The following is a 25,906-nucleotide window of genomic DNA, read 5'->3' as shown; positions in this document are numbered from 1 at the left end:
CGGGAAAACCCATTATACCTCTCCCCCCCCCCCCCCCCCACCCCCCCCCCCCCCCCCCCCCCCCCCCCCCCCCCCCCCCCTCCCCCCCCCCCCCCCCCCCCCCCCGGGACGGTGGTACGGCGAGGTCTCCCGGATCAGGGACAATGGGCGGCATGAGTGTTCGTACCCAGTCATCCGAGCAGCCCGCCGAAGCTGTCCACCGGGCCGGCTTCGCCTGCTTCGTGGGCCGTCCCAACGCGGGCAAGTCCACCCTCACGAACGCTCTGGTCGGGCAGAAGGTGGCGATCACCTCGAACCGGCCGCAGACCACCCGGCACACCGTGCGCGGAATCGTGCACCGCGAGGACGCGCAGCTCATCCTGGTGGACACCCCCGGACTGCACAAGCCGCGCACCCTGCTCGGCGAGCGGCTGAACGACGTGGTCCGCACCACCTGGGCCGAGGTCGACGCGATCGGCTTCTGCATCCCCGCCGACCAGAAGATCGGCCCCGGCGACCGCTTCATCGCCAAGGAACTGGCCGGGATCAAGAAGACCCCGAAGATCGCGATCGTCACCAAGACCGACCTGGTGGACGGCAAGGCGCTGGCCGAGCAGCTGATCGCCGTCGACCAGCTCGGCCAGGAGCTGGGCATCACCTGGGCCGAGATCGTCCCGGTGTCGGCGACCGCGAACAAGCAGGTCGACCTGCTGGCCGACCTCCTGATCCCCCTGATGCCGGAGGGCCCCGCCCTCTACCCCGAGGGCGACCTCACCGACGAACCCGAGCAGGTCATGGTCGCGGAGCTGATCCGCGAGGCGGCCCTGGAGGGCGTTCGCGACGAGCTCCCGCACTCCATCGCCGTGGTCGTCGAGGAGATGCTCCCGCGCGAGGACCGCCCCGCCGACAAGCCCCTCCTCGACATCCACGCCAACCTCTTCATCGAGCGCCCCAGCCAGAAGGGCATCGTCATCGGCCCCAAGGGCAAGCGCCTGAAGGACGTCGGCATCAAGTCCCGCAAACAGATCGAGGCACTCCTCGGCACCCCGGTGTTCCTGGACCTGCACGTGAAGGTCGCCAAGGACTGGCAGCGCGATCCGAAGCAGTTGCGGCGCCTGGGCTTCTGATCACCGGTGCTGCTCGCGCAGCAGTTCCCTGAACCAGGCGTACGACGCCTTCGGGGTCCGTTCCAGCGTGTCGAAGTCGACGTGGACCAGGCCGAAGCGGCGGGCGTAGCCCTCCGCCCACTCGAAGTTGTCCATCAGGGACCACACGAAGTAGCCGCGGACGTCCACGCCCGCCTCCACCGCCCGGTGCAGCGCGCGGATGTGGCCGTCGAGGTAGGTGATGCGGTCCCGGTCGTCCAGGCCGTCGTACGCGCAGCCGTTCTCGGTGACGACCACCGGCGGGAGGCGGTCGCCGTACCGGGCGCGGAAGGCGGTGAGGAGTTCCGTCAGGGCCTCCGGGACCACCGGCCAGCCGAAGTCCGTCACCGGGTACCCCTCGATCTCCCGTACCGAGAAGGGGAGTTCGGCCGGCATCCGGACCCCGCCGAAGTCGGTCTCCGTGCCCTGCGGGGCGCCCACGCCCGTCGGCGCGTAGTAGTTGATCCCGTACCAGTCCAGCGGCTCCGCGATGACCTTCAGGTCCGCCTCGACGTCGCCCGGCATCAGCTCGCCGATGCCCTCCGGGTAGCGGCCGAGCAGCAGCGGGTCGGCGAAGAGGCGGTTCAGCAGGAGGTCGTAGAAGTCGGCCGCCGCCGCGTCCGCCTCGTCCTTCGAGGCGGGCCAGGTCGGGCCGTGGGAGTTCGCGATGCCGATGTCGTCCGCCCCCGCCGCCCGCAGCGCCCGTACCGCGAGCCCGTGCGCGAGGAGCTGGTGGTGGGCCACCGGAAGCGCGTCGAACAGCAGCTTCCGGCCGGGGGCGTGCACGCCCAGCGCGTGGCCCAGCAGGGTGTGCTCGGCGGGCTCGTTGAGGGTGATCCACTTCGTCACCCGGTCGCCCAGCCGCCCGGCGACCTCCGCCACGTACTCCGCGAACCGCTCCGCCGTACCGCGCTCCAGCCAGTCGAGATCGGCAGGCAGGTCCCAGTGGAACAGCGTCGGCACCGGCCGTACGCCCGCCGCGCACAGCTCGTCGACCAGCCGGTCGTAGAAGTCCAGGCCACCCCGTGCCCGCGTCCTCGGCCAGGAGACCGAGAAGCGGTACGCGTCCACGCCCAGGCCGGCCAGCAGCGCCACGTCCTCGCGATGGCGGTGGACGTGGTCGCAGGCCACCGCCGCCGTCGAGCCGTCCCGCACCCGCCCCGGCTCGGCCGAGAACACGTCCCACACGGACGGCTCCCGCGTGTCCGCCGCCCCCTCGATCTGGTGCGCCGAGGTCGACACGCCCCACAGGAAGCCGGCCGGGAAACGGGGGATCGGGTTCGTCGTCGCCATGGCCCGGATCATCCGCACCCGAGCCGGTCCACGTCAACGCCCCTGGCGCGCGAGCGAGTTACGCACCTTCCTTCAGCACCCTCCTGATCAGCTCCCGCTGCTCGTCCGTCAGCCGGGGGTCCGCGCAGTACACCGACCTCCCGTCCACCGTGATCCGGTAGCCGAAGCCGTCCGGCACCCCGGCCGGAGGCGTGCCCCGGCCGGTAGCCATGACCCGCTCGGCCAGGGCGTGCCACTCGTGGGCGTCGGCCCGGCCCGAGGTGTCCACCTCGGCCCGCCGCTCGATCCCCGCGAACCCGCCCGTACGCCGCACCTGAATACGCATGGGTCCGTGTCTAGTACGGAACTACAGCGTCCGCACCCCCACCCGCTCCCAGGCCTTCGACACCGCCTGGAGCTCCTCGCCCTCCCCGTACCGGGCGCGCGCCGCCTTCACCGTCAGCGTCGCGAAGTCCGTGAACTTCGCGTCCTGCTCCAGCTCCCCGCCGGTCAGCACGTCGTACCAGACCTGCCCCGCCCGCTCCCAGGCGTGCCCGCCGAGGGTGGTGGCCGCCAGGTAGAAGGCGTGGTTCGGGATGCCCGAGTTGATGTGCACCCCGCCGTTGTCCCGGCCGGTGCGGACGTAGTCGTCCATCGTCGCGGGCTGCGGGTCCTTGCCGAGGACGTCGTCGTCGTACGCCGTGCCCGGCTCCTTCATGGAGCGCAGCGCCTTGCCCGTGACGCGCGGGGCGAGCAGCCCGGCCCCGATCAGCCAGTCGGCCTCGTCGGCACTCTGGCCGAGCGTGTACTGCTTGATGAGCGCGCCGAAGACGTCCGACACCGACTCGTTGAGCGCGCCCGGCTGGCCGAAGTAGGTCAGGTTCGCGGTGTACTGCGTGACGCCGTGGGCGAGTTCGTGGCCGATGACGTCGACGGGGATGGTGAAGTCGAGGAAGATCTCGCCGTCGCCGTCGCCGAACACCATCTGCTCGCCGTTCCAGAAGGCGTTGTTGTACTCCTCGTCGTAGTGCACGGTCGCGTCCATCGGCAGCCCGTCGCCGTCGATGGAGTCGCGGGCGTACGCCTTCAGCAGCAGCTCGAACGTGGCGCCGAGCCCGGCGTAGGCGCGGTTGACGGTGGCGTCCTGGCCGGGTTCGTCGCCCTCGCCGCGCACCTTCGTCCCCGGCAGGTCGGTGCCGTGCCGGGCGTCGTACACGGTGCGCTGCGGCTTGCCGGGCTCGGCCTCGGCGAGCAGGGCGACGGCCGGGGCGCCGGCGACCGTGGTGAGGTGGCGCCGGGTGCGCTCGTGGGCGTCGCGCTGGATGGTGCGGCGCGCGCGCCCGGAGAGCGCGGGGTCGTCGGACTGCGCGAGCCGGTCGAGGACGTGCGGCGGGATGATCGTGCAGAAGACGGGCTCGAAGCCCCCGTTCTTGGTCATGTCCGGCACGATGACACTGTGTTGGTCGACTGTCACTAGAGGCAACCTTGATTGGGTGAAATGCCGTTATTCAGCCACTGTGGGGGTAGCCGTGTGTTATCCGGGCGGGTGGTTTGTGGCGGATCGCGCAGTTCCCCGCTCCCCTTTCGGGTGTGGTGATCCCGCATACTGATACATGCGGCCCGCGTCAGGGAAAGCTCGGCTAGCATGCTCCGCATCATGCGTTTCGGGCTGCTTCTCCTTAGCTGCCGCGGTGAGGGTCTGCAGTAGAGGCCGACCCCCTCCCCGCGGAGTTCGGCGCTGCGCCGTCGGCCGTCCTTCAGGACACACCGAGGAGCCCCGCATCATGGCGAACCGCCAGCAGCCCAGCCCCATGCCGATCCACAAGTACGGCCGCTACGAGCAGGTCGACATCCCCGACCGCACCTGGCCGGACAAGCGGATCACCACCGCCCCCCGCTGGCTCTCCACCGACCTGCGCGACGGCAACCAGGCCCTGATCGACCCCATGTCGCCCGCCCGCAAGCGCGCCATGTTCGACCTGCTGGTCAAGATGGGCTACAAGGAGATCGAGGTCGGCTTCCCGGCCTCCGGCCAGACCGACTACGACTTCGTCCGCTCCATCATCGAGGAGCCCGGCGCCATCCCGGACGACGTCACCATCTCCGTACTGACCCAGGCCCGCGAGGACCTGATCGAGCGCACGGTGGAGTCCCTGAAGGGTGCCAAGCGGGCCACCGTCCACCTGTACAACGCCACCGCCCCCGTCTTCCGCCGCGTGGTCTTCCGCGGCTCCAAGGACGACATCAAGCAGATCGCCGTCGACGGCACCCGCCTGGTCATGGAGTACGCCGAGAAGCTGCTGGGCGACGAGACGGAGTTCGGCTACCAGTACAGCCCGGAGATCTTCACCGACACCGAGCTGGACTTCGCGCTGGAGGTCTGCGAGGCGGTGATGGACGTCTACCAGCCCGGCCCGGGCCGCGAGATCATCCTCAACCTGCCCGCCACCGTCGAGCGCTCCACCCCGTCCACGCACGCCGACCGCTTCGAGTGGATGGGCCGCAAGCTGTCCCGCCGCGAGCACGTCTGCCTGTCGGTCCACCCGCACAACGACCGCGGTACGGCGGTGGCGGCGGCCGAGCTGGCGCTGATGGCCGGCGCCGACCGCGTCGAGGGCTGCCTGTTCGGGCAGGGCGAGCGCACCGGCAACGTCGACCTGGTCACCCTGGGCATGAACCTGTTCTCCCAGGGCGTCGACCCGCGGATCGACTTCTCCGACATCGACGAGATCCGCCGCACCTGGGAGTACTGCAACCAGATGGAGGTCCACCCGCGCCACCCGTACGTGGGCGACCTGGTCTACACGTCCTTCTCCGGCTCCCACCAGGACGCCATCAAGAAGGGCTTCGACGCCATGGAGGCCGACGCGAAGGCCAAGGGCGTCACCGTCGACGACATCGAGTGGGCGGTCCCGTACCTGCCGATCGACCCCAAGGACGTCGGCCGCTCCTACGAGGCCGTCATCCGCGTCAACTCGCAGTCCGGCAAGGGCGGCATCGCGTACGTCCTGAAGAACGACCACAAGCTGGACCTGCCGCGCCGGATGCAGATCGAGTTCTCGAAGATCATCCAGGCGAAGACGGACGCCGAGGGCGGCGAGATCACGCCGACCGCCATCTGGGACGTCTTCCAGGACGAGTACCTGCCCAACCCGGAGAATCCCTGGGGCCGAATCCAGGTCGCCAACGGCCAGACCACCACCGACCGCGACGGCGTGGACACCCTCACCGTCGAGGCCACGGTCGACGGCACGGAGACCACCCTGGTCGGCAGCGGCAACGGCCCGATCTCGGCGTTCTTCCACGCGCTGCAGGGCGTCGGCATCGACGTACGGCTGCTGGACTACCAGGAGCACACGATGAGCGAGGGTGCCTCCGCGCAGGCCGCCTCGTACATCGAGTGCGCGATCGGCGACAAGGTGCTGTGGGGCATCGGAATCGACGCGAACACCACGCGGGCCTCGCTGAAGGCGGTCGTCTCGGCCGTCAACCGCGCATCGCGCTGACCAGCCGAATCGGCGGTTTGAGGCCCCGCTCGCCGGAGATCGGCGGGCGGGGCCCCGTCATATACCGGCCATATATCTGTGATGGTCACGGAAAGGTCTCGTCCTGGGTACTGACTCCGCCTCCTTGATGTGGCTAACATCACGCAAGCGCGGCGACGACGCTGTGGCGGTTATGGAGGTGCGACGTGCTGCCAGGACGGGGACCCAACGGCCGTGCCGCTGCCACCAGACTGTCGCGCCTGCTGGGCACCCGCACCGCGTGGACGGCCGTCGGTGACGGGGAGTTCTTCTGCCCCGGCTGCGGCGGCGACCGGAACTACCAGCGGCTGACCGGACACCGCCGCTTCGCCCTGCTCGGCGTGCCCGTGCTGCCGCGCGGCGGGACCGGGCCGGTCGTCGAATGCGCCGCCTGCCGCCGCCACTTCGGCACCGACGTCCTGGACCACCCCACCACCACCCGCTTCTCCGCGATGCTCCGCGACGCCGTCCACACCGTCGCCCTCGCGGTGCTGGCCGCCGGCGGCACCTGCTCGCGCGCCTCCCTGGAGACGGCCGCGGTCGGGGTGCGCGCCGCCGGCTTCGACGACTGCACGGAGGAGCAGCTCGCCGCGCTCGTCGAGGCGCTGGAGGCGGACACCGGCCGCTTCACCGGGGAGCCCTGCGCGGCGGGCCTGGCGATCGAGCTGCACGAGGCCCTGGACCCGCTGGCCCCGCACCTCGCCGCGCCGGGCCGCGAGTCGATCCTCCTCCAGGGCGCCCGTATCGCCCTCGCCGACGGCCCCTACATCCCCGCCGAACGCGACGCCCTGGCCACCGTGGGCGCGGCCCTCACCATCTGCTCGGACGACGTGACCCGCCTGCTGGCGGCGGCACGCACACCGTCCTGATGCGGCGCCGGGACGGCACGGGGCGCATCACGGCACGAGGCGTCACAGCACGAGGCACATCACCTCGCGGTCCTCGCCCGGACCGAAGTAGTCCCGGCGCATTCCCCCGTCGGGCGGCTCCGGACGGAAGCCCAGGGAGCGGTAGAGCAGGATCGCGGCGTCGTTGGCGGGCTCCACGGTCAGCCGGACCCGTTCGGTCCCGCACCGGCGCAGCCGCTCCAGGACCTCCACCATCAGCTCCCGGCCCAGCCCGTGCCGGCGCCGGTCCTCGGCCACGCACAGACCGAGTATCCAGCTGTCCCGGTGGAACGCCGCGGTGGCCGCCAGGACGTAGCCGCGCAGCCGGCCGTCACCGTCGTCGAGGACGAGGAGATGGCCGGCGGGACCGGCGTACAGGTCGTGGAGCTGCCGCAGCAGGAACGCCGGATAGGCGACGCCCTGGAAGACCTCCTCGTCGAGCCGCTGGAGTTCGGGCAGGTCGGACTCCCGTGCCGGCCGCAGCAGCGGGGGCGGTGGTTCCGGCGGAGGTGTCGGCCGGGTGAGGCGCTTCTCGTGGCCCAGGGCGCGCTCAAGCGGTTCGGCGGTCATGCCACCCCCAGTCGGGACGTGAGACGTCAACACGGCAGCCGTGGCCGCCGTTCACACGAAGGAGGGAACGCGGACCCCGGTGGCGGCCGGTGGCTGCTTCTGGCTAGAGTGAGCGTCCAACTCGCCGCTCGCAAGGGCGAGTTCATGTGTGACAGGACTGTGCTGACGTGCGCCTGATGTGCGCCCGGTCGCGGAGGACTGGCGTGTTCCCGGCTGTCTCCGCGAGCCCACCGGGCTTACCGTGCGAGCACCGGAGTCGCTTCTTTCGTCCGCCGACGTCCACTGGGGACTCGTGCGCCGGGCACACGGTCTTGTCCGACACTGAATGGAACTTGGCAGGGTGATGATGGATCGCAACGCCGACGCGCCATGGTCGCAGTTCGATCCGGAGGTGTACGTCGACCTCAATTACCGCACCCCGCTCGAGGTCGATCTGCTGATCGTGCGGCTCATGCGCGACTATTTCAGCCGCTGCTACGCGCAGGGTGTTCCGGCATCGGTCCGGGGAGTCGACGTGGGCGCCGGCGCGAATCTCTATCCGGCCCTTTCCATGCTGCCCTGGTGCGAGAAGGTCCTCCTTCTGGAATACGCGACTCCGAATGTCGAATACCTGGAGAAACAGGCGTCCGGCGGGGGGTACGACACGGCGTGGGACGCGTTCTGGGACGTACTGGGTGAGGCTCCCGCCTACCGGGACGTCGAGCCGCGGAGCCGGTTCGGCGAGATCGTCCGGGTGGAACGCGCCAACCTGCTGGACCTCGACGGACAGCGGCGCTGGGACATCGGCACGATGTTCTTCGTCGCCGACTCGATGTCCGAGTGCCCCGACGAGTTCCGGCGGGGAGTGGAGTGCTTCATGGACGCGCTGAACGAGGGCGCGCCCTTCGCCGCCGCGTTCATGAAGGAATCCCTCGGATACCAGGTCGGCGCACACAAGTACCCCGCCTACCGGGTCAACGCGGACCGGATCAGGGAGAGCCTGGAACCCTTCGCCGCCGAGCTGGAAATCCATGACATGGACCACATGGTGCGGCCGGGTCACGAGGGAATGATTCTCGCCCTGGGGCGGCGGAATTCGGCGATTGCCACCCCGTAGGAACGGGGACCATGTCTGAACACAGGGCAACGAGATCTGTACGAGGGGTGCGGGGATGCAGATCAAGCCACGGCAGCATCTGCTGGACATCTGGCGGGCCATGGCCCGCCATTCGTTCGACGACGGGAAGCTCGTCTGGGAGGACACCGACGGGCTGAGCAGCGTCGCCGACGCCGAGCGGCTGCTCTGTCTGCTCTATCCCGCCACCGAGGTCCCCGCGTTCCGCCTCGACCAGCCCGACACCACCGAACGGGACGTGCTGCGCGCACTGGAGGGGGTCGGCAGCCGGCTGGAGATCCCGCCCAACCTGATCACCGCGCTCTCCCAGTTCATGCGCAGCCACACCGGCCCCGACGACAGCCCCACCTTCGCCGGCGGACACTACTTCAGGCCGGCCGAACCCCAGCAGAAACTCACCCACGAGCAGTACCAGCTCGGCGTGGTCGACTCCTACTCCATGTCCGTCACGCTCTGCCTGGCCACGCTCGGATTCCTCAAGGTCTACGAGCCCAGCACCACCCGCCCCGACGTGCGCAAGGCCCTCGCCGAGCTGCGGGAGGCCACCAACACCCGGCTGACCGCCGCGATGATCAGCCTGCTGCGCTCCTTCACCGTCAACGTCTTCGACGCCGAGTCCGAACAAGGACAGCGGCTCATCCAGGTCATCGGCCAGGACAGACAGTCCGACCGGGCCGCCCTCCAGCAGTTCTCCCGCCGCTTCCGCCCGCTGCGCGCCACGATCATCGAAAGCCTCAGCCGCGGCATCCAGGTCGACGAGTCCATCCGCGACGAGAGCCAGCTCTTCGAGTGCGGCTGGGCCTGGGGCGTGGTCAAGGACGCGCCGACCATCACCGACCTGAGCGTCCAGGTCCCCGGCCAGCCCGACGGCATCGCCGACCGGCTGCCGTACGTGTACTTCACCGTCATCGCCCTGGACGGCATCCAGGACCTGTTCTCCGACCGCACCCTCACCCTGGGACTGCTCGACGCCGACCAGCAGAAACTCGCCGAGGCGTTACGCCTGCGCTGGGAGCTCAGCCAGCAGTACTGGTCGGCCATCGCCCGGTTCGGCAGCGAGCGCTGGCCCCTGGAGGACCTGCCCTGGCAGACCACCGGACTGCGGCTGGAGTCGGAGTACTTCTCCCTGACCGTCGCGGCCATCCTCGTGCACGACCTGGTCCGCCGGAAGGCCACCGACGACGACCTCACCCGCACCGTCGCCATCATGGAGCGCCTCGCCGACCGCGGCCGCGTCACCAGCCGCATGACCAGGAACGACCCGGCCATCGAGCTGCACAACCCGGGCGTCACCATGCCGCTCGCCGGCTCCGAACGCTCCGGCTCCCCGCTCCAGTGGCGGATGACCGACTACTCGGCCCAGCTCCTCAAGCGGATCGTCCAGCTCGCGGAACTCTCCCGGAACATCGACGCGCAGGACCGGCTGCTCCGCCTGGGCGAGCAGGCGTTCGAGCACCTGTGGAACCGGCGGATCGAGGACGGCGAGGGAGCCGGTCTCTGGGACCACGCGGGGGCCGTCTACCCGGACTCACGCGTCAGCGAGCGCCTCTCCTGGAGCATCACCGAGCGCGTCACCGAGTGCCTGGTCGCCGCCCGCAACCTCTACGAACAACAGCCCATCCGCAGCCCCGAACTCGCCCAGCTCGCCCGCGACCTGCTCAGCGAGGCCACCCACCTCTTCGGCAAGGAACAGCTGGAGGCCTCCGCGAGCCCCGACGGAAGCCGGGGCCGGGCCATGCGGAGCATAGAAAGCCGCCTGGACCACGCCCGGAGCCTGGTCGACGACCGGCCCGCGACCGCGTTCGCCCTGGCCCTGCCCGTGCTCCAGGAACTCGACACCCTGGCCCAGGCCCGGGACGCCGCCGCCCAGGAGGTGTGAGCCGTGCTCGTCTTCGCCGCCTCCGACAAAGGGGGCACCGGCCGTTCGGTGACCAGCGCCAACCTGGCCTACCAGCGTGCCCTCGCCGGCGACCACGTGGCCTACGTCGACTTCGACTTCGGCTCGCCCACCGCCGCCGCCGTCTTCGACGTACCCGGCGCGATGCGCGGCACCGAGGAACGCGGCCTGCACTCCTACCTGGAGGGCACGGTCACCGAACCGGCCAGGATCGACGTCTGGCGGCAGACCGAGCACCCCCAACTGCGCGCCCGCCCGAACCAGGCCGGCCGCCTGGTGCTGCTCCCCGGTGACGCCGGCGGCGGCGAGTTCGCCATCGGCGAGGACGCCCTCGAACGGTGCGTCGACCTCCTGCTGCGGCTGCACGGCGAGTTCGACCTGATCGTCGTCGACCTCAGCGCCGGCCGCAGCTACGCCGTCGACATGGCCCTCGCCGCGACCGCCCACCCCCGGATGCGCTACGTCCCCTTCCGCTGGCTGGTCTTCCACCGCTGGACCCGGCAGCACGTGATCGCCGCCGCCGGACTCGTCCACACGGACCACGGCATCATCAAGGGCGGCGTCGAACGCGGCCACGACGAGGAGGCGCTGCGGGGCGCCGTCCGCTTCGTCCGGGCCGCCGTACCCGATCCGGACTCGCCCCTGTGGTCCCAGGGCTCGCCGGCCCAGGCCGCCTGGATGCAGGCCTGCGACGAGACGCTGCGCCGGCTCGCCGCGGAACACCGCATCGGCGACAGCGTGGTGCTCGGCGTCGTACCCCTGGAACCCATCCTGCAGTGGCGCGAACAGCTCATCACCGAAGAGGACGTCCTCTCCACACAGATCGCCAACAAGGAGACACTGGAGGCGCTGGAGGAGATCGCGCGACGGCTCACCGACGACGACTGCTGGGGGCGACCATGACGGAAGCGGTGTTCCGCGAGACGGCCGCCGAACCACGCACCCAGGCGGTGCCCCTGTCCCACCTCTCCCTGGAACTCGGCCACCTCTACATGGAGGACTTCGAGGCCGGCCCCGGGCACCTGCGGCGGCACTTCGAACGCGTACGCCCCTGGGCGGAGGCGGCCCGCGCCACCGCCGCCGCCGCGACCGGTGGCAGACGCCCCCGGATCAGCACCTGCTTCCTGATCGACGACTACTTCACCCGCTTCTCCGCCCCCGCCGAAGTCGTCCCCATGCTGCTCCAGGAGGCCGAGCGGGCCGGGCTCGTCGTCGACTACCTGGCCCGCGAGTCCGGCTGCGCCGTCGCCGGCAAGGTGCCCGTCGCCGAGGCCGTGGCCGGACGGATCGTCGAGGAGCCACCGCCCGGCAGCTACGGCCTGCGTCCCCCGGCCACGCAGACCGGCTGGCTGGCCAACGGCGAGCGCGGCCCCGTCGCACGCGCCCCGCAGGCCATGAAGAAGGCCGCCGCCTGGCAGCCGCCGAAGGAGACCGCCGCCCGCCGCCACTCCGTCTTCCTCGACGTCGAACTCTGGGACGACGGTCCCGACGGACACCGCACCTGGTCCTGCCCCTTCCTCGCCGCGGTGTGGCAGCTCGCCCGCCTCGGGCTGCTGCGCAACGAGAGCGAGGCCGTCCTCGTCCCCCAGCCGCACACCGCCTCCGGCTTCCCCGACGACTGGGACGAACTGCCCCCGCTGCTGCGGCTCAACCCCCGCGCGGACCCGTTCGCCGCCTACCGGACCTGCTCGGTGCTGCCCAGCCGGTTCTTACCCGTCGAGCACGCCGTCCGCGTGATCCTCGACCAGATCGAGGTCGACCCCGGAGCACTGGCCCAGACCGCCGAACGCTCCGCCCGCGAGAACGCGGCCGTCCCCGACTCGGTGGCCGACCGCGTCTCCTACGTCTTCTACGCGGGGCAGTGACATGGCGCCGGGGGACATGACGCCGGGGGAGACGCAGCCGCCCGTCGTGCTCGCCTGCGGCGAGGTCCGCACCTGCCTGCTGCCCGCCCTGCAGGCCCTCGACAGCCGCGCCGCCGCCCAGCTCCTCGGACTGCGCGCCGACGAACGCGTCCTGCTCTCCGAGCGCCCCAACCTCTACGGCCGCTCCCCGGACACCCTCACCGGCGTCGACTGCCCCCTGCCCAGCGCCAACGGCGCCAGGATCCGCGCCGTCGGCACCGTCGCCGCCCGCGCCTCCCTCACCGAGGGGCGCGTCCTGCAGAGCTCCGCCTACTTCCGCGTCCCCGCCTCCGGCCCCGACCACCGGCGCCCCTGGGGCCACTACCTCGTACGGCCCGCGACGGTCGAGCCGTTCGGGAAACTGCCGTACGAGGCGGTCGCCCGGGGCCTGCTGAACGGCGGGCGGCACGGCGAACTCGACGTCGGGCTGATCGCCGACGGACTCCTCACCCGCCTGCTGCGCCACCCCCTGCTCGACCACCGCCCGCCCCTGAAGTCCCGCCCCACCCGGCTGCGCTGGGTCGCCCTGCCCGCCGAACGCGACGAGGGGCCGTCGATCGAGCGGTTCACCCTCGCCGAGGACGAGCTGCGCACCGTACGGCTCCGCGTCCCCGCCGGCACGCCCGCCGGTGACATCGCCGGGCTCTGCGACGACCTCGCCCTGCACGACTGGCTGCTCACCACCGTCGTCCGCATCCTGGACGGCATCCGGCTGGGCACCGCGGAACCCCCCGCCCGGCCGCGGTCCCGGGCCGGCGAGGACCGTCCCGCCGTCGTCACGGCGCTGCGGCCCGCCGTCGACCACCTGCTGCACCTGTGGATGCCACGGGCCCGCGTCGCGCACGAACTCGCCCCGCTCTGGGAGGAGCTGGAGGACCGCCCCGGCTTCACCCGGCAGTGGCGCACCCTGGTGCAGCGCATCCGGGACCAGCTCGCCCTGCACGCGATTCCCCACCGGGAGGCCGAGTTGATCCCCTGACCCCGCCGTTTCGGCCCCACGCACATCCCCGCACCCCGATCCGACGCGTATCCCAACGGGGGGAGAAGCGAGATGAGCACGGCACAGTCACCCCAGCCCGAGGAGACGGCACACCCGCCCGGCGCGGGCGCAGGTTCCCGGGCGCAGTCGCCCGACCGGGCCGAGTGGACGCGCAGACTCCTGACCGGCCTCACCGTCGGCCTCGTCGTCTGGGGCGTCGCCGCACTGCTGGACCCCGAGGGCGGAGCGCTCCGGCAGTTGGCCGCCGCGGCGCTCTGCGCCGCCGCCACGGTGGCCCTCCAGCACCTCTTCGCCCAGGGCCGAAAACCCGACGAACAGGTCGAACAGGCCCTGCGGACGCAGAGCGTCCTCGCCGAGACCGCCGCCACCGTGCGGGACGGCCTCGAGCGGCACGACGACGACCTGCGGACCGGCCTGGCCCGGCACACCGAGGACATCCGGCAGCTCGTCGAGACCCGCCTCGCCCAGCAGGCCCCGCCCCCCGAGACCTATCCGCCGCTCGACCGCGTCCGCACCGACGGCGTACCGGAACTGGCCAAGCGCTTCGCCGAGGCCCTCGCCCCCGGACCGCCGATCCTCTACACCTTCGTCCGCCTGGAGATGCAGCGGGTGGTCGGCCACATGGCGGCGCTGACCAGCATGAGCGTGGAGTGCCACGGCGAGAACCACGACTGGATGCTCAGCCTCACCCACGCCGCGGAGCGCTCCGTCGACGCCATCAGCACCTCCGTCGACCGCGAGTTCTGGAACAGCGAGCCCGCCAGCCGCTACCTCGACGCCCAGCGGGAGGCGATCGAGGAACACGGGGTGCCGGTACGGCGGCTGTTCCTGCTGGCGAGCGCGCGCGAACTCGACGACCGGCTGCTGCGGCTGTGCGACGAGCAGCAGGCGCTGCGCATCGAGGTCCGGGTGGCGGTGCTGCCCGAACTGCCGCCGCACCTCCAGCGCGGCACCACCGACGACTTCATCGTCTACGACGAGGAGGTCTCCTTCGAGATCGAGCAGGACCTGCGCGACGTCAACGTCAGGACCCGGCTCATCGCGCGACGCGACCACGTCCAGGACCGGATGAAACGCTTCCGGGAACTGTGGGAGGCGGGCATGAGCATCCGCGAACTGGAGGTACGGGTCGACGACGAGGAGGACGGCACCTGGATGGTCGACCGGGCGTAGCCTCCGGGCGGTTACTCCCGGGGGAGTAACGGCGTCCGCGCGTCACCCCGGGCAGTAGCCGCCAACTCGCCCTCGGGCCTGACGTGGCGGCACCTCGGCGACGGAATTCTGGAGACCGAACCAGACATCCGGACCGGAGGGAGGCCCGTCACATGGGGGCCGCGAAGACACGTGGGGGGACGGGCGGGGGACGACGGCGCGCCGTGCCCTGGCTGGTGCTCGGACTGTGGATCGCCGTACTGGCGATCGCCTCGCCGTTCGCGTCGAAACTCTCGGACGTGCAGCGCGACCGAGCCGTCGACTACCTGCCGGCGAGCGCCGACTCGACGCAGGTCGCGAAGATCCAGGACCGGCTGCCGGGCGGCGAGGCCACCGAGATGGTCGTCGTCTACCACCGCGACGCCGGACTGACCGCCGCCGACCGGGCCACCGCCGCCGAGCAGATCGCCGAGATCGCGGGCGCGCACCGGCTGACCGACCGCCCGGCCGGTGTCCCGTCCAAGGACGGCACCACGCTCATGTACCCGGTCGCCTCCACCGAGCCCGGCCAGGACGAGGAGGCCCGCGACGCCCTGGTCAACGCCGTACGGGACGTCGCCGAGGGCGGCGACGGGCTGAGCGTCGAGGTCGGCGGCGCGGGCGCGCTCGCCACCGATGCCTCCGAGGTCTACAACTCGCTCGACGGCCCGCTGCTCTACACGACCGCCGCCGTCGTCGCGCTGCTGCTGATCCTGATCTACCGCAGCCCGTTCCTGTGGCTCGTCCCGCTCGCCGTCGCCGGAATCGCCGACTACCTCTCCATGGGTGTCGCCTACGGCCTCAACCAGTGGTTCGGCACGTCGGTGTCCGGCCAGAGCTCCGGCATCATGACGATCCTCGTCTTCGGCGTGGGCACCGACTACGCGCTGCTGCTCGTCTCCCGCTACCGCGAGGAACTGCGCCGCATCGAACGCCCCTACGACGCCATGGTCGCCGCCCTGCGCGGCTGCGGCCCCGCCGTGCTCGCCTCCTCCGGGACCGTAGCCGCCGGACTGCTGTGCCTGCTCGCCGCCGACCTCAACTCCAGCCGGGGCATGGGCCCGCTCGGCACCGTCGGCGTGCTGTGCGCGCTGGCCGCCATGCTGACCCTGCTCCCCGCGATCCTGGTCCTGCTCGGCCGCCGCGTCTTCTGGCCGCTCGTACCCCGCTACGGCAGCACGCCCAAGGCCCGCAGGTCGCTGTTCAGCGCGATGGGCAGCTCCGCCGAACGCCGGCCCCGCGCCGTCCTCGTCGGCGGTGCCCTCCTGCTCGGCGCGCTGGCCCTCGGCTCGCTCAACCTGCCCGGCGGCCTCAAGCAGGAGGACACCTTCACCACCGAGCCCGAGGCCATCGCCGCCATGGAGACCCTCGCCGCCGCCTACCCGGAGCGCGGCACCCAGCCCATCACCGTCATCGCCCCCACCGACCGTGCCGACGCCGCGCTCGCCGAGGCCCGCGACACCCGCGGCGTCGAGAGCGCCGAGCGGGGCCGCAGCGGCGACGGCTGGACCGAGCTCACCGTCCTCGCCTCGGCCCCGCCCCAGTCGGCCGCCGAGACCGCCACCATCGAGGCCCTGCGCGAGGGGCTCGACGGCTCCTACGTCGGCGGCCCCAGCGCCCAGCAGATCGACCTGGAGGACACCAACGCCCGGGACACCGTCATCGTCGTACCGATCGTGCTGCTGTCCGTGCTGCTGATCCTGGTGGTGCTGCTGAGGTCGCTGGTCGCACCGCTGATCCTGGTCGCCGCAGTCGTCGCCGTGTGGGGCGCGGCCCTCGGCATCGGCGGACTCGTCTTCGAACCGCTCTTCGGCTTCGAGGGCACCGACCCCGGGCTCGGTCTGCTGTCCTTCGTGTTCCTGGTGGCCCTCGGCGTCGACTACGGCATCTTCCTGATGCACCGCATGCGCGAGGAGTCCCTGGGCGGCGCCGAACCCACGCAGGCCGCGCTCACCGCGCTGCGCACCACGGGCGGTGTCATCGCCTCCGCCGGGCTCGTCCTCGCGGCCACCTTCGCGGTGCTCACCAACATGCCGATGGTGCAACTCGTCGAGCTGGGCTTCGTCATCGCGGTCGGTGTCCTCCTCGACACCTTCCTCGTCCGCACCTACCTGGTGACCAGCGCGAGCGTGGCGCTGCGGCGCCGGGTGTGGTGGCCGGGCAGGCTCTCCAAGGTCCCGGAGCCCGTCCCGCGCGAACGGCAGCCGGAACCGGTGTAGCAGTCCGCGTGCCGACGACAAGGGCGCCCCTCCCTCCCGGAGGGGCGCCCTCCTCCCGGAGGATGTACCCCGTGCACACGACGACAGCCGGTCTCACGGCAGCGCAGCACCCCCGCCGCGGCGAGCGGATCATGGCCGCGATCAACCGCGACCCCCTGACCGCCCCGCACGCCGTCCGCAACGACGCGATCCTCGCCGCGTGCACCGCCGTGCTCGCCCTCGCCCTCGCGCTGTTCGTCGGCCACGGCCGCGAACCCGACGCGCTCGGCTGGACGCTGCTGCTCGCCGCCCACGTACCGCTGCCGTGGCGCAGGCGCCGGCCGCTGCTGGTGCTCCTGCTGGTCCTGGTGCCGGTCGTGCCGTACCACGCCCTCGACAACAACCACGGCGCGCCCATCGCCGCGTCCATGATCGTCCTCTACACCGTCGCGTCGACCAGCACACCGCGCCGCACCCTCCTCCTCGGCACCACCGTCATCGGCACGACCCTCACCATGAACGCCCTCACCAACCCCGACGGCTTCACGGAACTGCTCCGCATCACCGGCTGGGTCGTCGCCGTGCTCTTCCTCGGCGTCGACGTCCGCTTCTACCGCCAGTACGTCACCGCCATCGTCGAACGCGCCGAGCGCGCCGAACGCACCCGCGAGGAGGAGGCCCGCCGCCGGGTCGCCGAGGAACGCCTGCGCATCGCCCGCGACCTGCACGACCTGCTCGCCCACAGCATCACCCTCATCGGGGTGCAGACCTCCGTCGCCGCGCACGTCCTGGCCGCCGACCCCGAACGCCTCGACCGCGAGACCGTCGCCAAGGCCCTCGACGACATCGCCGAGACCTGCCGGACGGCCCGCGGCGAACTCCGTACGACCCTGGAGGTGCTGCGCGACAACGCCGGCGGTCCCTCGGACACCCGCGGCCCGCTGGCCGGACTCGACGGCGTACCCGACCTGGTGGAGGCCGCGCGCCTCGCCGGCGCCCGCGTCGAACCGGCCGTCCGGGTCGCCGGTCCCGTACCGCCCGCCGTCGGCGCCGCCGCCTACCGCCTCGTCCAGGAGGCGCTGACCAACGCGGTCCGGCACGCCGGACCCGAACCGGCGGTCCGCGTCGACCTGCACGAGGAGGACGGCGCCCTGCGCCTGTCCGTCACCGACGACGGCACCGGCCCCACCCCCGGCACCACTCCCGGCTTCGGTCTGGTCGGCATGCGGGAACGGGCCCGCAGCGTGGGTGGCACACTCGACGCCGGACCACGGGCGGGCGGCGGTTTCCAGGTCACGGCGACCCTGCCGCTGACGCCCACGACGACTCGGGAAGGAACGGTGACCGGATGACCATCCGCGTGCTGCTCGCCGACGACCAGACCCTCGTACGGGAGGCCTTCGCGATGCTCGTCGAGTCGGCGCCCGACATGGAGGTCGTCGGCCAGGCCGCCACCGGCCGGCAGGCGGCGGAACTGGCCCGCACCGAGCGCGCCGACCTCGTCGTCATGGACATCCGCATGCCCGACCTCGACGGCATCGAGGCGACCCGCCTGATCGCCGCCGACGACGACCTCGCGGGGGTCAAGGTCCTCGTCCTCACCACCTACGACACCGACGAGAACATCGTGGACGCGCTGCGCGCCGGCGCCTCCGGCTTCCTGGTGAAGGACACCAGACCGGCCGAACTCCTCGACGCCATCCGCACGGTCGCGGCCGGCGAGGCCCTGCTGTCACCGGGCCCCACGGCCCGCCTGATCGAACGCTTCCTGCGCAGCCCGTCCGCGCCGGCCACCGCAGGCCCCGAGTGCCTCTCCGAGCGCGAACGCGAGGTGCTCACGCTGGTCGCGCGCGGCCTGAACAACGCCGAGATCGCCGACTCGCTGGGCCTGAGCCCGCTCACCGCGAAGACCCACGTCAGCCGGACCATGGGCAAGCTCGGGGCGCGGGACCGGGCCCAACTGGTCATCGTGGCCTACGAGTCGGGGCTGGTGGCACCGGGAAGGACGTGAGCGGGCCGGAGGTCAGAGCGTGTGGTGCAGCCACCGCTGGATGGTGCTGTTGATGCTGCCGGACAGGGCGCTCAGACTCTCGATGGCCTCACGGTCCTCGGGCCGGGGCGGGATGCCGGCGGCGGTCAGGGCGGCGTGGAGCTCCAGCCGCCGCCGGTCGCGCGGGTCGATGCCGGTGCCGAGCCGGTCGGCCGGGCGCGGCGGGGCCAGCAGGTAGTCGCCCTCCAGCGTGAACGCGGTCGCGGTCATAGCGGTCTCCTCACCAAGAGGTGTCGGTACTGCAGGACAGGAGGCCGGCCGCGGGAGCCCCGGTTGCGCACGGGGCGAAACGTCACGCCGATGGCGTCATCGGCAGCTCATCGCCCTGTCGGACGAACGGCCCGGAGAACGCCTGTCCTAACGGCAGTACGCGTCCCGGGTGGGCCGTTCGCCGGTGGCGAGGAAGTGGGAGACCGTGCGGTCGCCGCACGCGTTGCCGTTGGCGAGGTAGGCGTCGTGGCCGGTGGAGTCCACGGTGACCATGACGGCGCGCCGGCCGAACGCCTCGCGGAGCTTGCGCGCGCCGCTGAGCGGGGTGGCGACGTCCCGTTCGTTCTGGACCAGGAGGATGTTGGACGGTCCCCGGCCGGTGATGCGTACAGGCGCCTCGCGGGGCTCGTACGGCCAGGCGGCGCACGGCATCACGTTGCGCGGCATCCCTGCGGTGAGCGGGTACTTGGCCCGGCTCTCCGCGACGCCCTTCTCGTACACGGCGGCCGACTTGGGCCAGGCCACGTCGTTGCAGAGCGTCCCCACGCCGACGGCGGTCACGTTCTGGAGCACCGCCTCCGGCGGGGCGGGGGGCGCGGGCGGTACGGTGCCGGACCGCGCGGCGAGCATCAGCTTCGCGAGGGCCGGGTACCGGCTGGGCCGGTAGAGGCTGTCCAGCATGGTCTGGCGCAGGACGTTGCCGTTCAGCTCCTCCGGGTTGGCGCCGGGCCAGGGGAGCGGCTCTCGGTCGAGGCGGGCGGCGAGCCGCAGGAACAGCGGACGCACCTCGGCGGCCGTCTCCGCCACCCGGTCGGGGTTGTCGGGCGCCGACGCCCACTCCGCGAAGTGCGGGAACGTGTCCTCGACACCCCGCTCGTGTCCGGCGAGCCAGGCGCGGGCCACCCGGGTCGGGTCGGGGTCGTCGTTGCTGTCCAGCACGATCCGGTCCGTGCGGTGCGGGAACATCTGGCTGTAGACGGCTCCGACGTACGTCCCGTACGAGACACCCCACGCGGAGATCCTCCGCTCGCCCAGCGCGGCCCGGAGGCGGTCGAGGTCGCGGGCGTTGTCGCGCGTGCTGATGTGGCGGATCAGCTCACCGGCGTTGCGGACGCAGGCGGTCGAGATGCGCTCGGCGGTGGCGGTGTTCTCGTCGATCGAGCCGTCGGGTGCGGGCCAGGGGCGCAGCTTGGAGGTGGCGAGGTCGGCGTGGTCCAGCCCGCAGTCGACGGAGGTGGAGGGGGAGACGCCGCGGGGCGCGAAGCCGATCAGGTCGTACTGGTCGCGGACCCGCTGGGGGAGTTTCTGGCCCTTGCCGGAAGGGTCGTTGAGGCTGGAGCCGCCCGGTCCGCCGGCGATGAGGAAGAGGGCGCCGCGGCGGGACGCGGGGCTCTCGGCGGGGATACGGGAGACGGCGAGGGAGATCTGCGGCCCGTCGGGGTCGGCGTGGTCCATGGGGACCTGGAGGGTGGCGCACTCCTGGCGGGGGCCGGCGCCGGTCGCGTCCGCACAGGGCCCCCAGTCGAGGGACGCGGGTACGACGGCCTGGGCGGTCAGGGGCGGGAGCAGGGCGACGAGGAGGGCGGCGGGTACGGCGGTGAGGGCGAGGGTGCGTGTGGTCGATGGCATGCGTACGAGCTTCGTCGCAGCACGGCCCTGCTCACATCCGGGCAATACCCTTGTTCTTGTTGGGGTTTACCCCAGGGAGTTGCGCCGGGCGCCTGCTCGCACGTGGCTCAACGGTGCGTATGAACTCCGTCCAGGGAAGCGTCCCGACCCTCGGCCGCCTTCAGTCGTTCCAGGGTTGCCAGCCGTACCGTGAACACCACGGCGGCCCCGGCGGTGGCGACGTACAGGAGGTCGGTGACGAGGGACAGCGTCAGGACGTCGCTGACCTCGGCGAACGAGTCGACCATGTCGACGCGCGCGGCGGTGAACCGGCCGAGCAGTGTCGTTCCGACGAACAGGCCCCACCACAGGTTCACCGGCCACATCGGCAACCGGTGCGATTTCCCCTCGGTCGGCAGCAGTGCGCAGGCATTCCACATGTCGGCCGCGATGCGGTACGGCAGCCACAGGTTGGCCACGGGGACGAACCAGGCACCGATCGCCCATCCGGGTCCCTTGCGGAACCAGTTCGGTGCCAGGAGCTCGGTGCGGCGGCGCGTCTGGAAGAACCAGGTGATGAAGAGCGCCGCGCAGAGCAGGCCCGTGACCAACTGGACCTGTCCCGCCCTCTCGTACAGCGAGTACGCGGCGTCCAGGTCCGACGCGGTCGTGGCGGTCATGTCGCCGTCGATCACCGTGCGGAGCCGGACAACGGTGTACGCGGCGAACAGGTCACTGAGCGCGGAGACGGCGAACGCCGCCACCACGGCGACGAGGAGGCCGCGCGAGGCGCGCGGCGGCACGCTGCTGGGCAGTGGGCGATACGGGCTGAGCCCATCTTTGGACGCGAGCATGACGATGGCCCCCCACGGGCGGTAAGACGGCAGACACCCGCGGAAGATCGCGCGCGGACGCACGATACGCCGGACGGCGAGAGGCCGTCCACATCAATTCGCCTGCGACCAGGGCCTCCTAGCGGCCGATGCCGCCTATGAACTCCGTCCAGGCCACCGCCCCGACGACGATCACCGGACCGCCGGTCACTTTGCTGTCCCGGACGGGGACGATGCCGGGGAGTCCGGCGGCTACTTCGACGCAGTTGCCGCCGTTGCCGTCGCTGTAAGTGCTCTTGCGCCAGCTGGCGGCGCCGGGGAAGTCGTGGGCGACCTCGACGCAACTCCCGCCTTCACCGTTGCTGTACATGCTCTTGCGCCAGCGTGCGTTGCTCAGGTCGTACTCGCGCATTGTCTGAAGTCCTCCGAGGCCGACTCGATCAGTGCCCGGGACGCCTCTCGTGGCAGCGCGTCCGTCCTGAGCAGATCGTATGCCGACTGAGCCCTCTTCACCACGGCCGGATCGTCCAGCAGATTCCCCGAATACACAGCTTCTGTATAGGCCGTTGGCGGCGCGTCCTCGAACTCCATGAGCCGGAGATCTCCGGTCATCACGGCGTACCCACCAGCCGTGTACGGCAGCACCTGCACCGCCACTGTCCGCTCGCGCGCGAGCGTCGCGATGTGCTCCAGTTGCTCAGCCATCACGGTCTCCCCGCCAACCGGGATCCGCAGGACGTTCTCGTGCAGGATCGCCCAGTACTTCGGCCGAGTTGCGTCCGCGAGGATGCGTCCGCGTTCCATGCGACCCGACACCTTCTCGTCGATGAACTCATCGGAGGCGAAGGGATTCATAGCCAGGGTGACCGCCCTCGCATAGTCCGGCGTCTGCAAGAGGCCCGGCACCAACGCGTGCGCGAACTCGCAGATACTGATCGCCAGTGTCTCCAGCTCCGCCGCCTTGGCGAAGTAATCCGCATACCGCCGGTCATCAATCAGCTTCCTGCACAGCCGCTCGAAAATACCGTCGGTTTGCAGCGTGTCGTCGATCCGCTGGGCCACATCCAATTGTGGCTTGCGAATCGCCTGTTCGAACTGGCCGATGTAGCCGCCCGAAACGAACACCCGCGCACCCAGCTCCACCTGCGTGAACCCCGCGTCCTCGCGCCGGCGCTTCAGTTCCGCGCCGAAGAACTCCCACGCCGCCTGACGCGAACCGTTGGCCATAACCAACCCCCTTGTACTGACCCGCACTTGTAGAGCAAGAGCCCCTTCCGAGTGTAGGCACGGAACGTCACCCTTGGGGTACGAAGAGTGAAAGCCGAAAAGGAAGGGGAACACGGTGAAGGCACAGCACTCGGCGCTCTGCGTCGAAGAAGCGGAGGAAGTGGTGAAGGAATTGCGGGCGGCACTCGCGAAGGCCGGAATTTCCCTGCCGTCACTGGGGCTGGACCCGGTGAGTCTCGCGCGGGAGGCGCCCTGTCCACTCGTCGAATTGGGACGGTGTTCCGTGGAGACCGCGCGGCGGATCGCGGCGGCGGTGATGCGGTGAAGCCGCCCGTCGGCGCGTACGTCGTGGACACCAGGACCGAGCGGATCGGCGTGGTCATGGGGCATGAGGGGCCCTACGTCCAGCTGAGACCGTACGGCGGCGGCCGGGAGTGGGACGCCGACCCCGGTGTCGTACGGCACGCGACGCCCGCCGAGCGGCTGCGCGCGGCGACGGCGTACGCCAATGCCCGGAGTCGCGGTGAGGTGCCCTGAACGTGGGCGACAATGGATGCCATGAGTCTGTTCCGCGACGACGGCATCGTGCTGCGCACCCAGAAGCTGGGTGAGGCGGACCGGATCATCACACTGCTCACGCGCGGTCACGGGCGGGTACGCGCGGTGGCGAGGGGCGTGCGCCGGACGAAGTCGAAGTTCGGTGCGCGTCTCGAACCGTTCTCGCACGTGGACGTGCAGTTCTTCTCGAAGGGGAGCGAGCTGATCGGACGCGGCCTGCCGCTGTGCACGCAGAGCGAGACGATCGCGCCGTACGGTGGCGGGATCGTGACGGACTACGCGCGGTACACGGCCGGGACGGCCATGCTGGAGACCGCCGAGCGGTTCACCGATCACGAGGGCGAGCCGGCGGTGCAGCAGTACCTGCTGCTGGTCGGGGCCCTGCGGACGCTGGCGAGGGGCGAGCACGCGCCGCATCTCGTGCTCGACGCGTTCCTGCTGCGCTCCCTCGCCGTCAACGGGTACGCGCCCAGCTTCACCGACTGCGCGAAGTGCGGCATGCCCGGACCGAACCGGTTCTTCTCGGTCGCGTCCGGCGGTGTCGTCTGCGCCGACTGCCGGGTGCCCGGCAGCGTCGTACCCTCGCCGCAGGCCCTGGGACTCCTCGGAGCGCTGCTTACGGGAGACTGGGAGACCGCGGACGCGTGCGAGGCGCGGTACGTCCGGGAGGGGAGCGGGCTGGTGTCCGCCTACCTGCACTGGCATCTGGAGCGCGGGCTGCGCTCGCTCCGCTATGTAGAGAAGTAAGCACGAGGAGACGAGAGACACATGGTGGTACGCGGGTTCCTGGGGCGTCAGCGCCAGGAGTACAGGACGCCGGAACCGCACCCGTCCGGTGCGCGGCCTCCGAAGATCCCCGGGGAACTGGTTCCCAAGCATGTGGCGATCGTCATGGACGGCAACGGGCGGTGGGCGAAGGAGCGGGGGCTGCCGCGTACCGAGGGGCACAAGGTCGGCGCCGAGCGGGTGCTGGACGTGCTCCAGGGCGGGATCGAGATGGGGGTCGGCGCGATCTCGCTGTACGCCTTCTCCACCGAGAACTGGAAGCGGTCGCCTGACGAGGTGCGCTTCCTGATGAACTTCAACCGGGACTTCATCCGCAAGACGCGCGACACGCTCGACGAGCTGGGTGTGCGGGTGCGGTGGGTCGGGCGGATGCCCAAGCTGTGGAAGTCGGTGGCCAAGGAGCTCCAGGTCGCCCAGGAGCAGACGAAGGGCAACGACCGGCTGACGCTGTACTTCTGCATGAACTACGGCGGGCGGGCGGAGATCGCGGACGCCGCGCAGGCGCTCGCGGAGGACGTGCGGGCCGGGCGGCTCGACCCGTCGAAGGTCAACGAGAAGACGCTGCAGAAGTACATGTACTACCCGGACATGCCGGACGTGGACCTGTTCCTGCGGCCGAGCGGGGAGCAGCGGACGTCGAACTACCTGCTGTGGCAGAGCGCGTACGCCGAGATGGTCTTCCAGGACGTGTTGTGGCCGGACTTCGACCGGCGTGACCTGTGGCGGGCGTGCCTGGAGTTCGCCTCCCGCGACCGGCGGTTCGGCGGGGCGATCCCGAACGAGGAGCTGCTGGCCATGGAGGGCAAGCAGGAGTAGCCGGCGTTACGATCACGGCTCGTCACCGAAGGACCGGGGAGGGGCCGTGACGGAACAGGCCGTGGTACTGGACGAGGAGACCGTCGAGCTGGAGTTCATGCAGCTCCGGGAGGACATGGCGGACGCCGTGCGGCTGGTGATCCGCAAGCGCGGCGGCGTCACGCGTCTGCTGAACCACCCCGCCTTCCTCGCCTGCGTCGTGTCGGCGGGGATCGTGCTCGTCGTCCTCGGCGTCCTGAGCGGCGTGGCGGCGGGGGTGGGGTGGGGTGTGGGCCTCACGGTATGGGCGGTGGCGGTGTTCCTGAACCCTGGTACCTCGGCCGGGCGCATGCTCGAGGCGAACAGGCATCACGGTCTGATTCGGATCACCGTCGGCTCCGGGGGCGTGCGCATGGTCAGCGAGCACAGTGATCTGCGCATGGGGTGGGCGAACTTCGGCAGCTACGCGGAGTCCGGGCGGGTTTTCGTGCTGCGCAGTCCTGACCGGGCGGGGAATTGCGCGCTGGTGCTGGTGAAGCAGGGGGTTCGTGGGGAGCGGGGGGTGGAGCGGTTGAGGGAGCTGCTCGATCGGCATCTGGCCCGTGTGTGACGGGTGCGCGGTGTTGTGGCCGGGCGGGGGTGGGTCGCGCTGCCCGGCGCTTACGGGGTGCCGTCGCGCCCACCCGTGCCGCCCTGGGGGTACCTCCCAGGCCTTTAAGGCACTGGGGGAGGCACGACTGCCCGCGGCTAGGTGGCGCAGTCCGCGCAGGTGCCGAAGATCTCCACCGTGTGGGCCACGTTGACGTAGCCGTGTTCCGCTGCGATGGCTTCCGCCCATTTCTCCACCGCCGGGCCCTCCACCTCGACCGCCTTGCCGCAGTTGCGGCAGACCAGGTGATGGTGGTGGTCGCCGGTGGAGCAGCGGCGGTAGACGGACTCGCCGTCGGCGGTGCGCAGGACGTCGACCTCGCCGGCGTCGGCGAGGGACTGGAGCGTGCGGTAGACCGTGGTGAGCCCGACCGAGTCGCCCTTGTGCTTGAGCATGTCGTGGAGTTCCTGCGCGCTGCGGAACTCGTCGACCTCCTGAAGGCACGCCGACACGGCGGCACGCTGCCGGGTGGAGCGGCCCTTCACGGGCGGTCCTGCGGTCGTCACGGG

At 71.2% G+C, this 25,906-nt stretch carries 27 protein-coding genes; 17 read left to right on the top strand and 10 right to left on the bottom strand.

Features of this window, described 5'->3' with window-relative positions:
* Window positions 1-152 precede the first annotated feature (152 nt).
* Window positions 153-1,106 carry a GTPase Era gene (gene era / locus ACZ62B_RS23835; RefSeq protein WP_344564485.1) on the top strand — a complete coding sequence of 318 codons (954 nt, stop codon included), beginning with the start codon at window positions 153-155 and terminating at the stop codon, window positions 1,104-1,106.
* Here the strand turns inward: era and ACZ62B_RS23830 are convergent, their stop codons facing one another.
* From ACZ62B_RS23830 to ACZ62B_RS23820, 3 genes are read right to left on the bottom strand one after another with little or no spacing between them, the layout of a single operon-like run.
* Complete coding sequence (locus tag ACZ62B_RS23830) at window positions 1,107-2,417, bottom strand: GH1 family beta-glucosidase (RefSeq protein ID WP_469691981.1); 1,311 nt, start codon at window positions 2,415-2,417, stop codon at window positions 1,107-1,109.
* A 58-nt stretch (window positions 2,418-2,475) separates the two neighbouring features.
* On the bottom strand, window positions 2,476-2,742 hold the full coding sequence (locus ACZ62B_RS23825) for a protealysin inhibitor emfourin (RefSeq protein WP_344564489.1): 267 nt from the start codon (window positions 2,740-2,742) through the stop codon (window positions 2,476-2,478).
* Between the two features lie 21 nt (window positions 2,743-2,763).
* Window positions 2,764-3,834, bottom strand: a complete 1,071-nt coding sequence (locus ACZ62B_RS23820; RefSeq protein WP_344564491.1) for a M4 family metallopeptidase — start codon at window positions 3,832-3,834, stop codon at window positions 2,764-2,766.
* 346 nt (window positions 3,835-4,180) lie between these two features.
* Between ACZ62B_RS23820 and leuA the strand changes: the two genes are divergently transcribed.
* Together leuA and ACZ62B_RS23810 are read left to right on the top strand one after the other, a co-directional pair.
* On the top strand, window positions 4,181-5,902 hold the full coding sequence (gene leuA, locus ACZ62B_RS23815; RefSeq protein WP_344564493.1) for a 2-isopropylmalate synthase: 1,722 nt from the start codon (window positions 4,181-4,183) through the stop codon (window positions 5,900-5,902).
* A 185-nt stretch (window positions 5,903-6,087) separates the two neighbouring features.
* On the top strand, window positions 6,088-6,789 hold the full coding sequence (locus tag ACZ62B_RS23810; protein WP_344564495.1) for a TerB family tellurite resistance protein: 702 nt from the start codon (window positions 6,088-6,090) through the stop codon (window positions 6,787-6,789).
* Window positions 6,790-6,831: 42 nt separating this feature from the next.
* On the opposite strand, the gene ACZ62B_RS23805 is transcribed toward ACZ62B_RS23810, so the two are convergent.
* A complete protein-coding gene (locus ACZ62B_RS23805) occupies window positions 6,832-7,377 on the bottom strand; it encodes a GNAT family N-acetyltransferase (RefSeq protein WP_469691979.1) in 546 nt (181 codons plus the stop codon).
* A 343-nt stretch (window positions 7,378-7,720) separates the two neighbouring features.
* Between ACZ62B_RS23805 and ACZ62B_RS23800 the strand changes: the two genes are divergently transcribed.
* The 9 genes from ACZ62B_RS23800 to ACZ62B_RS23760 all read left to right on the top strand — a co-directional run bounded on the left by ACZ62B_RS23800 (window position 7,721) and on the right by ACZ62B_RS23760 (window position 18,692).
* Complete coding sequence (locus ACZ62B_RS23800) at window positions 7,721-8,473, top strand: SCO2525 family SAM-dependent methyltransferase (protein WP_344564499.1); 753 nt, start codon at window positions 7,721-7,723, stop codon at window positions 8,471-8,473.
* 55 nt (window positions 8,474-8,528) lie between these two features.
* Window positions 8,529-10,370 (top strand): SCO2524 family protein, encoded by a 1,842-nt coding sequence (locus ACZ62B_RS23795; protein WP_344564501.1) that lies wholly within the window; start codon window positions 8,529-8,531, stop codon window positions 10,368-10,370.
* A gap of 3 nt (window positions 10,371-10,373) precedes the next feature.
* Window positions 10,374-11,291: an SCO2523 family variant P-loop protein gene (locus ACZ62B_RS23790; RefSeq protein WP_344564503.1), complete on the top strand. Its 918-nt coding sequence runs from the start codon at window positions 10,374-10,376 to the stop codon at window positions 11,289-11,291.
* Window positions 11,288-12,253: an SCO2522 family protein gene (locus ACZ62B_RS23785; RefSeq protein WP_469691976.1), complete on the top strand. Its 966-nt coding sequence runs from the start codon at window positions 11,288-11,290 to the stop codon at window positions 12,251-12,253. The genes ACZ62B_RS23790 and ACZ62B_RS23785 overlap by 4 nt, the downstream gene beginning before the upstream one ends.
* 1 nt (window position 12,254) lies before the next feature.
* Window positions 12,255-13,271, top strand: a complete 1,017-nt coding sequence (locus ACZ62B_RS23780; RefSeq protein ID WP_469691974.1) for an SCO2521 family protein — start codon at window positions 12,255-12,257, stop codon at window positions 13,269-13,271.
* Between the two features lie 72 nt (window positions 13,272-13,343).
* On the top strand, window positions 13,344-14,465 hold the full coding sequence (locus ACZ62B_RS23775; protein WP_469691973.1) for a hypothetical protein: 1,122 nt from the start codon (window positions 13,344-13,346) through the stop codon (window positions 14,463-14,465).
* Between the two features lie 152 nt (window positions 14,466-14,617).
* Complete coding sequence (locus ACZ62B_RS23770; protein WP_469691971.1) at window positions 14,618-16,702, top strand: MMPL family transporter; 2,085 nt, start codon at window positions 14,618-14,620, stop codon at window positions 16,700-16,702.
* A gap of 62 nt (window positions 16,703-16,764) precedes the next feature.
* Window positions 16,765-18,033, top strand: a complete 1,269-nt coding sequence (locus ACZ62B_RS23765) for a sensor histidine kinase (RefSeq protein WP_344564513.1) — start codon at window positions 16,765-16,767, stop codon at window positions 18,031-18,033.
* Entirely contained in the window at window positions 18,030-18,692 is a 663-nt protein-coding gene (locus ACZ62B_RS23760) for a response regulator (protein WP_469691966.1), read from the top strand. The genes ACZ62B_RS23765 and ACZ62B_RS23760 overlap by 4 nt, the downstream gene beginning before the upstream one ends.
* Before the next feature lie 12 nt (window positions 18,693-18,704).
* On the opposite strand, the gene ACZ62B_RS23755 is transcribed toward ACZ62B_RS23760, so the two are convergent.
* From ACZ62B_RS23755 to ACZ62B_RS23735, 5 genes are all read right to left on the bottom strand, one after another.
* A complete protein-coding gene (locus tag ACZ62B_RS23755; protein ID WP_344564517.1) occupies window positions 18,705-18,941 on the bottom strand; it encodes a hypothetical protein in 237 nt (78 codons plus the stop codon).
* 147 nt (window positions 18,942-19,088) lie between these two features.
* A complete protein-coding gene (locus tag ACZ62B_RS23750) occupies window positions 19,089-20,570 on the bottom strand; it encodes an alpha/beta hydrolase (protein WP_468878458.1) in 1,482 nt (493 codons plus the stop codon).
* Window positions 20,571-20,677: 107 nt separating this feature from the next.
* Window positions 20,678-21,403 (bottom strand): DUF4328 domain-containing protein, encoded by a 726-nt coding sequence (locus ACZ62B_RS23745; RefSeq protein WP_469691964.1) that lies wholly within the window; start codon window positions 21,401-21,403, stop codon window positions 20,678-20,680.
* Window positions 21,404-21,521: 118 nt separating this feature from the next.
* Window positions 21,522-21,794 (bottom strand): DUF397 domain-containing protein, encoded by a 273-nt coding sequence (locus ACZ62B_RS23740; protein WP_469691962.1) that lies wholly within the window; start codon window positions 21,792-21,794, stop codon window positions 21,522-21,524.
* Entirely contained in the window at window positions 21,776-22,609 is an 834-nt protein-coding gene (locus ACZ62B_RS23735; RefSeq protein WP_468878466.1) for a helix-turn-helix domain-containing protein, read from the bottom strand. Before ACZ62B_RS23735 ends, ACZ62B_RS23740 begins: the two co-directional genes overlap by 19 nt.
* 115 nt (window positions 22,610-22,724) lie before the next feature.
* On the opposite strand from ACZ62B_RS23735, the gene ACZ62B_RS23730 reads away from it, so the two are divergent.
* Genes ACZ62B_RS23730 through ACZ62B_RS23710 form a run of 5 tightly spaced genes read left to right on the top strand, consistent with a single transcriptional unit; the run spans window position 22,725 to window position 25,358 of the window.
* Window positions 22,725-22,934, top strand: coding sequence for a hypothetical protein (locus ACZ62B_RS23730; protein WP_085572112.1), 210 nt, complete (start codon window positions 22,725-22,727; stop codon window positions 22,932-22,934).
* A complete protein-coding gene (locus tag ACZ62B_RS23725; protein ID WP_073931979.1) occupies window positions 22,931-23,146 on the top strand; it encodes a hypothetical protein in 216 nt (71 codons plus the stop codon). Before ACZ62B_RS23730 ends, ACZ62B_RS23725 begins: the two co-directional genes overlap by 4 nt.
* A 21-nt stretch (window positions 23,147-23,167) precedes the next feature.
* Complete coding sequence (gene recO / locus ACZ62B_RS23720; protein ID WP_073931980.1) at window positions 23,168-23,914, top strand: DNA repair protein RecO; 747 nt, start codon at window positions 23,168-23,170, stop codon at window positions 23,912-23,914.
* 21 nt (window positions 23,915-23,935) lie between these two features.
* Window positions 23,936-24,769 carry an isoprenyl transferase gene (locus ACZ62B_RS23715; protein WP_344564529.1) on the top strand — a complete coding sequence of 278 codons (834 nt, stop codon included), beginning with the start codon at window positions 23,936-23,938 and terminating at the stop codon, window positions 24,767-24,769.
* Between the two features lie 46 nt (window positions 24,770-24,815).
* Window positions 24,816-25,358 carry a hypothetical protein gene (locus ACZ62B_RS23710; protein WP_344564531.1) on the top strand — a complete coding sequence of 181 codons (543 nt, stop codon included), beginning with the start codon at window positions 24,816-24,818 and terminating at the stop codon, window positions 25,356-25,358.
* A gap of 137 nt (window positions 25,359-25,495) precedes the next feature.
* Here ACZ62B_RS23710 and ACZ62B_RS23705 read toward each other — a convergent pair whose 3' ends face one another.
* Window positions 25,496-25,903: a Fur family transcriptional regulator gene (locus ACZ62B_RS23705; RefSeq protein WP_468878473.1), complete on the bottom strand. Its 408-nt coding sequence runs from the start codon at window positions 25,901-25,903 to the stop codon at window positions 25,496-25,498.
* Between the last annotated feature and the right edge of the window lie 3 nt (window positions 25,904-25,906).

The organism is Streptomyces sp. NPDC053426, assembly GCF_055585405.1.
This window is presented reverse-complemented; position numbering and strand designations above follow the sequence as displayed.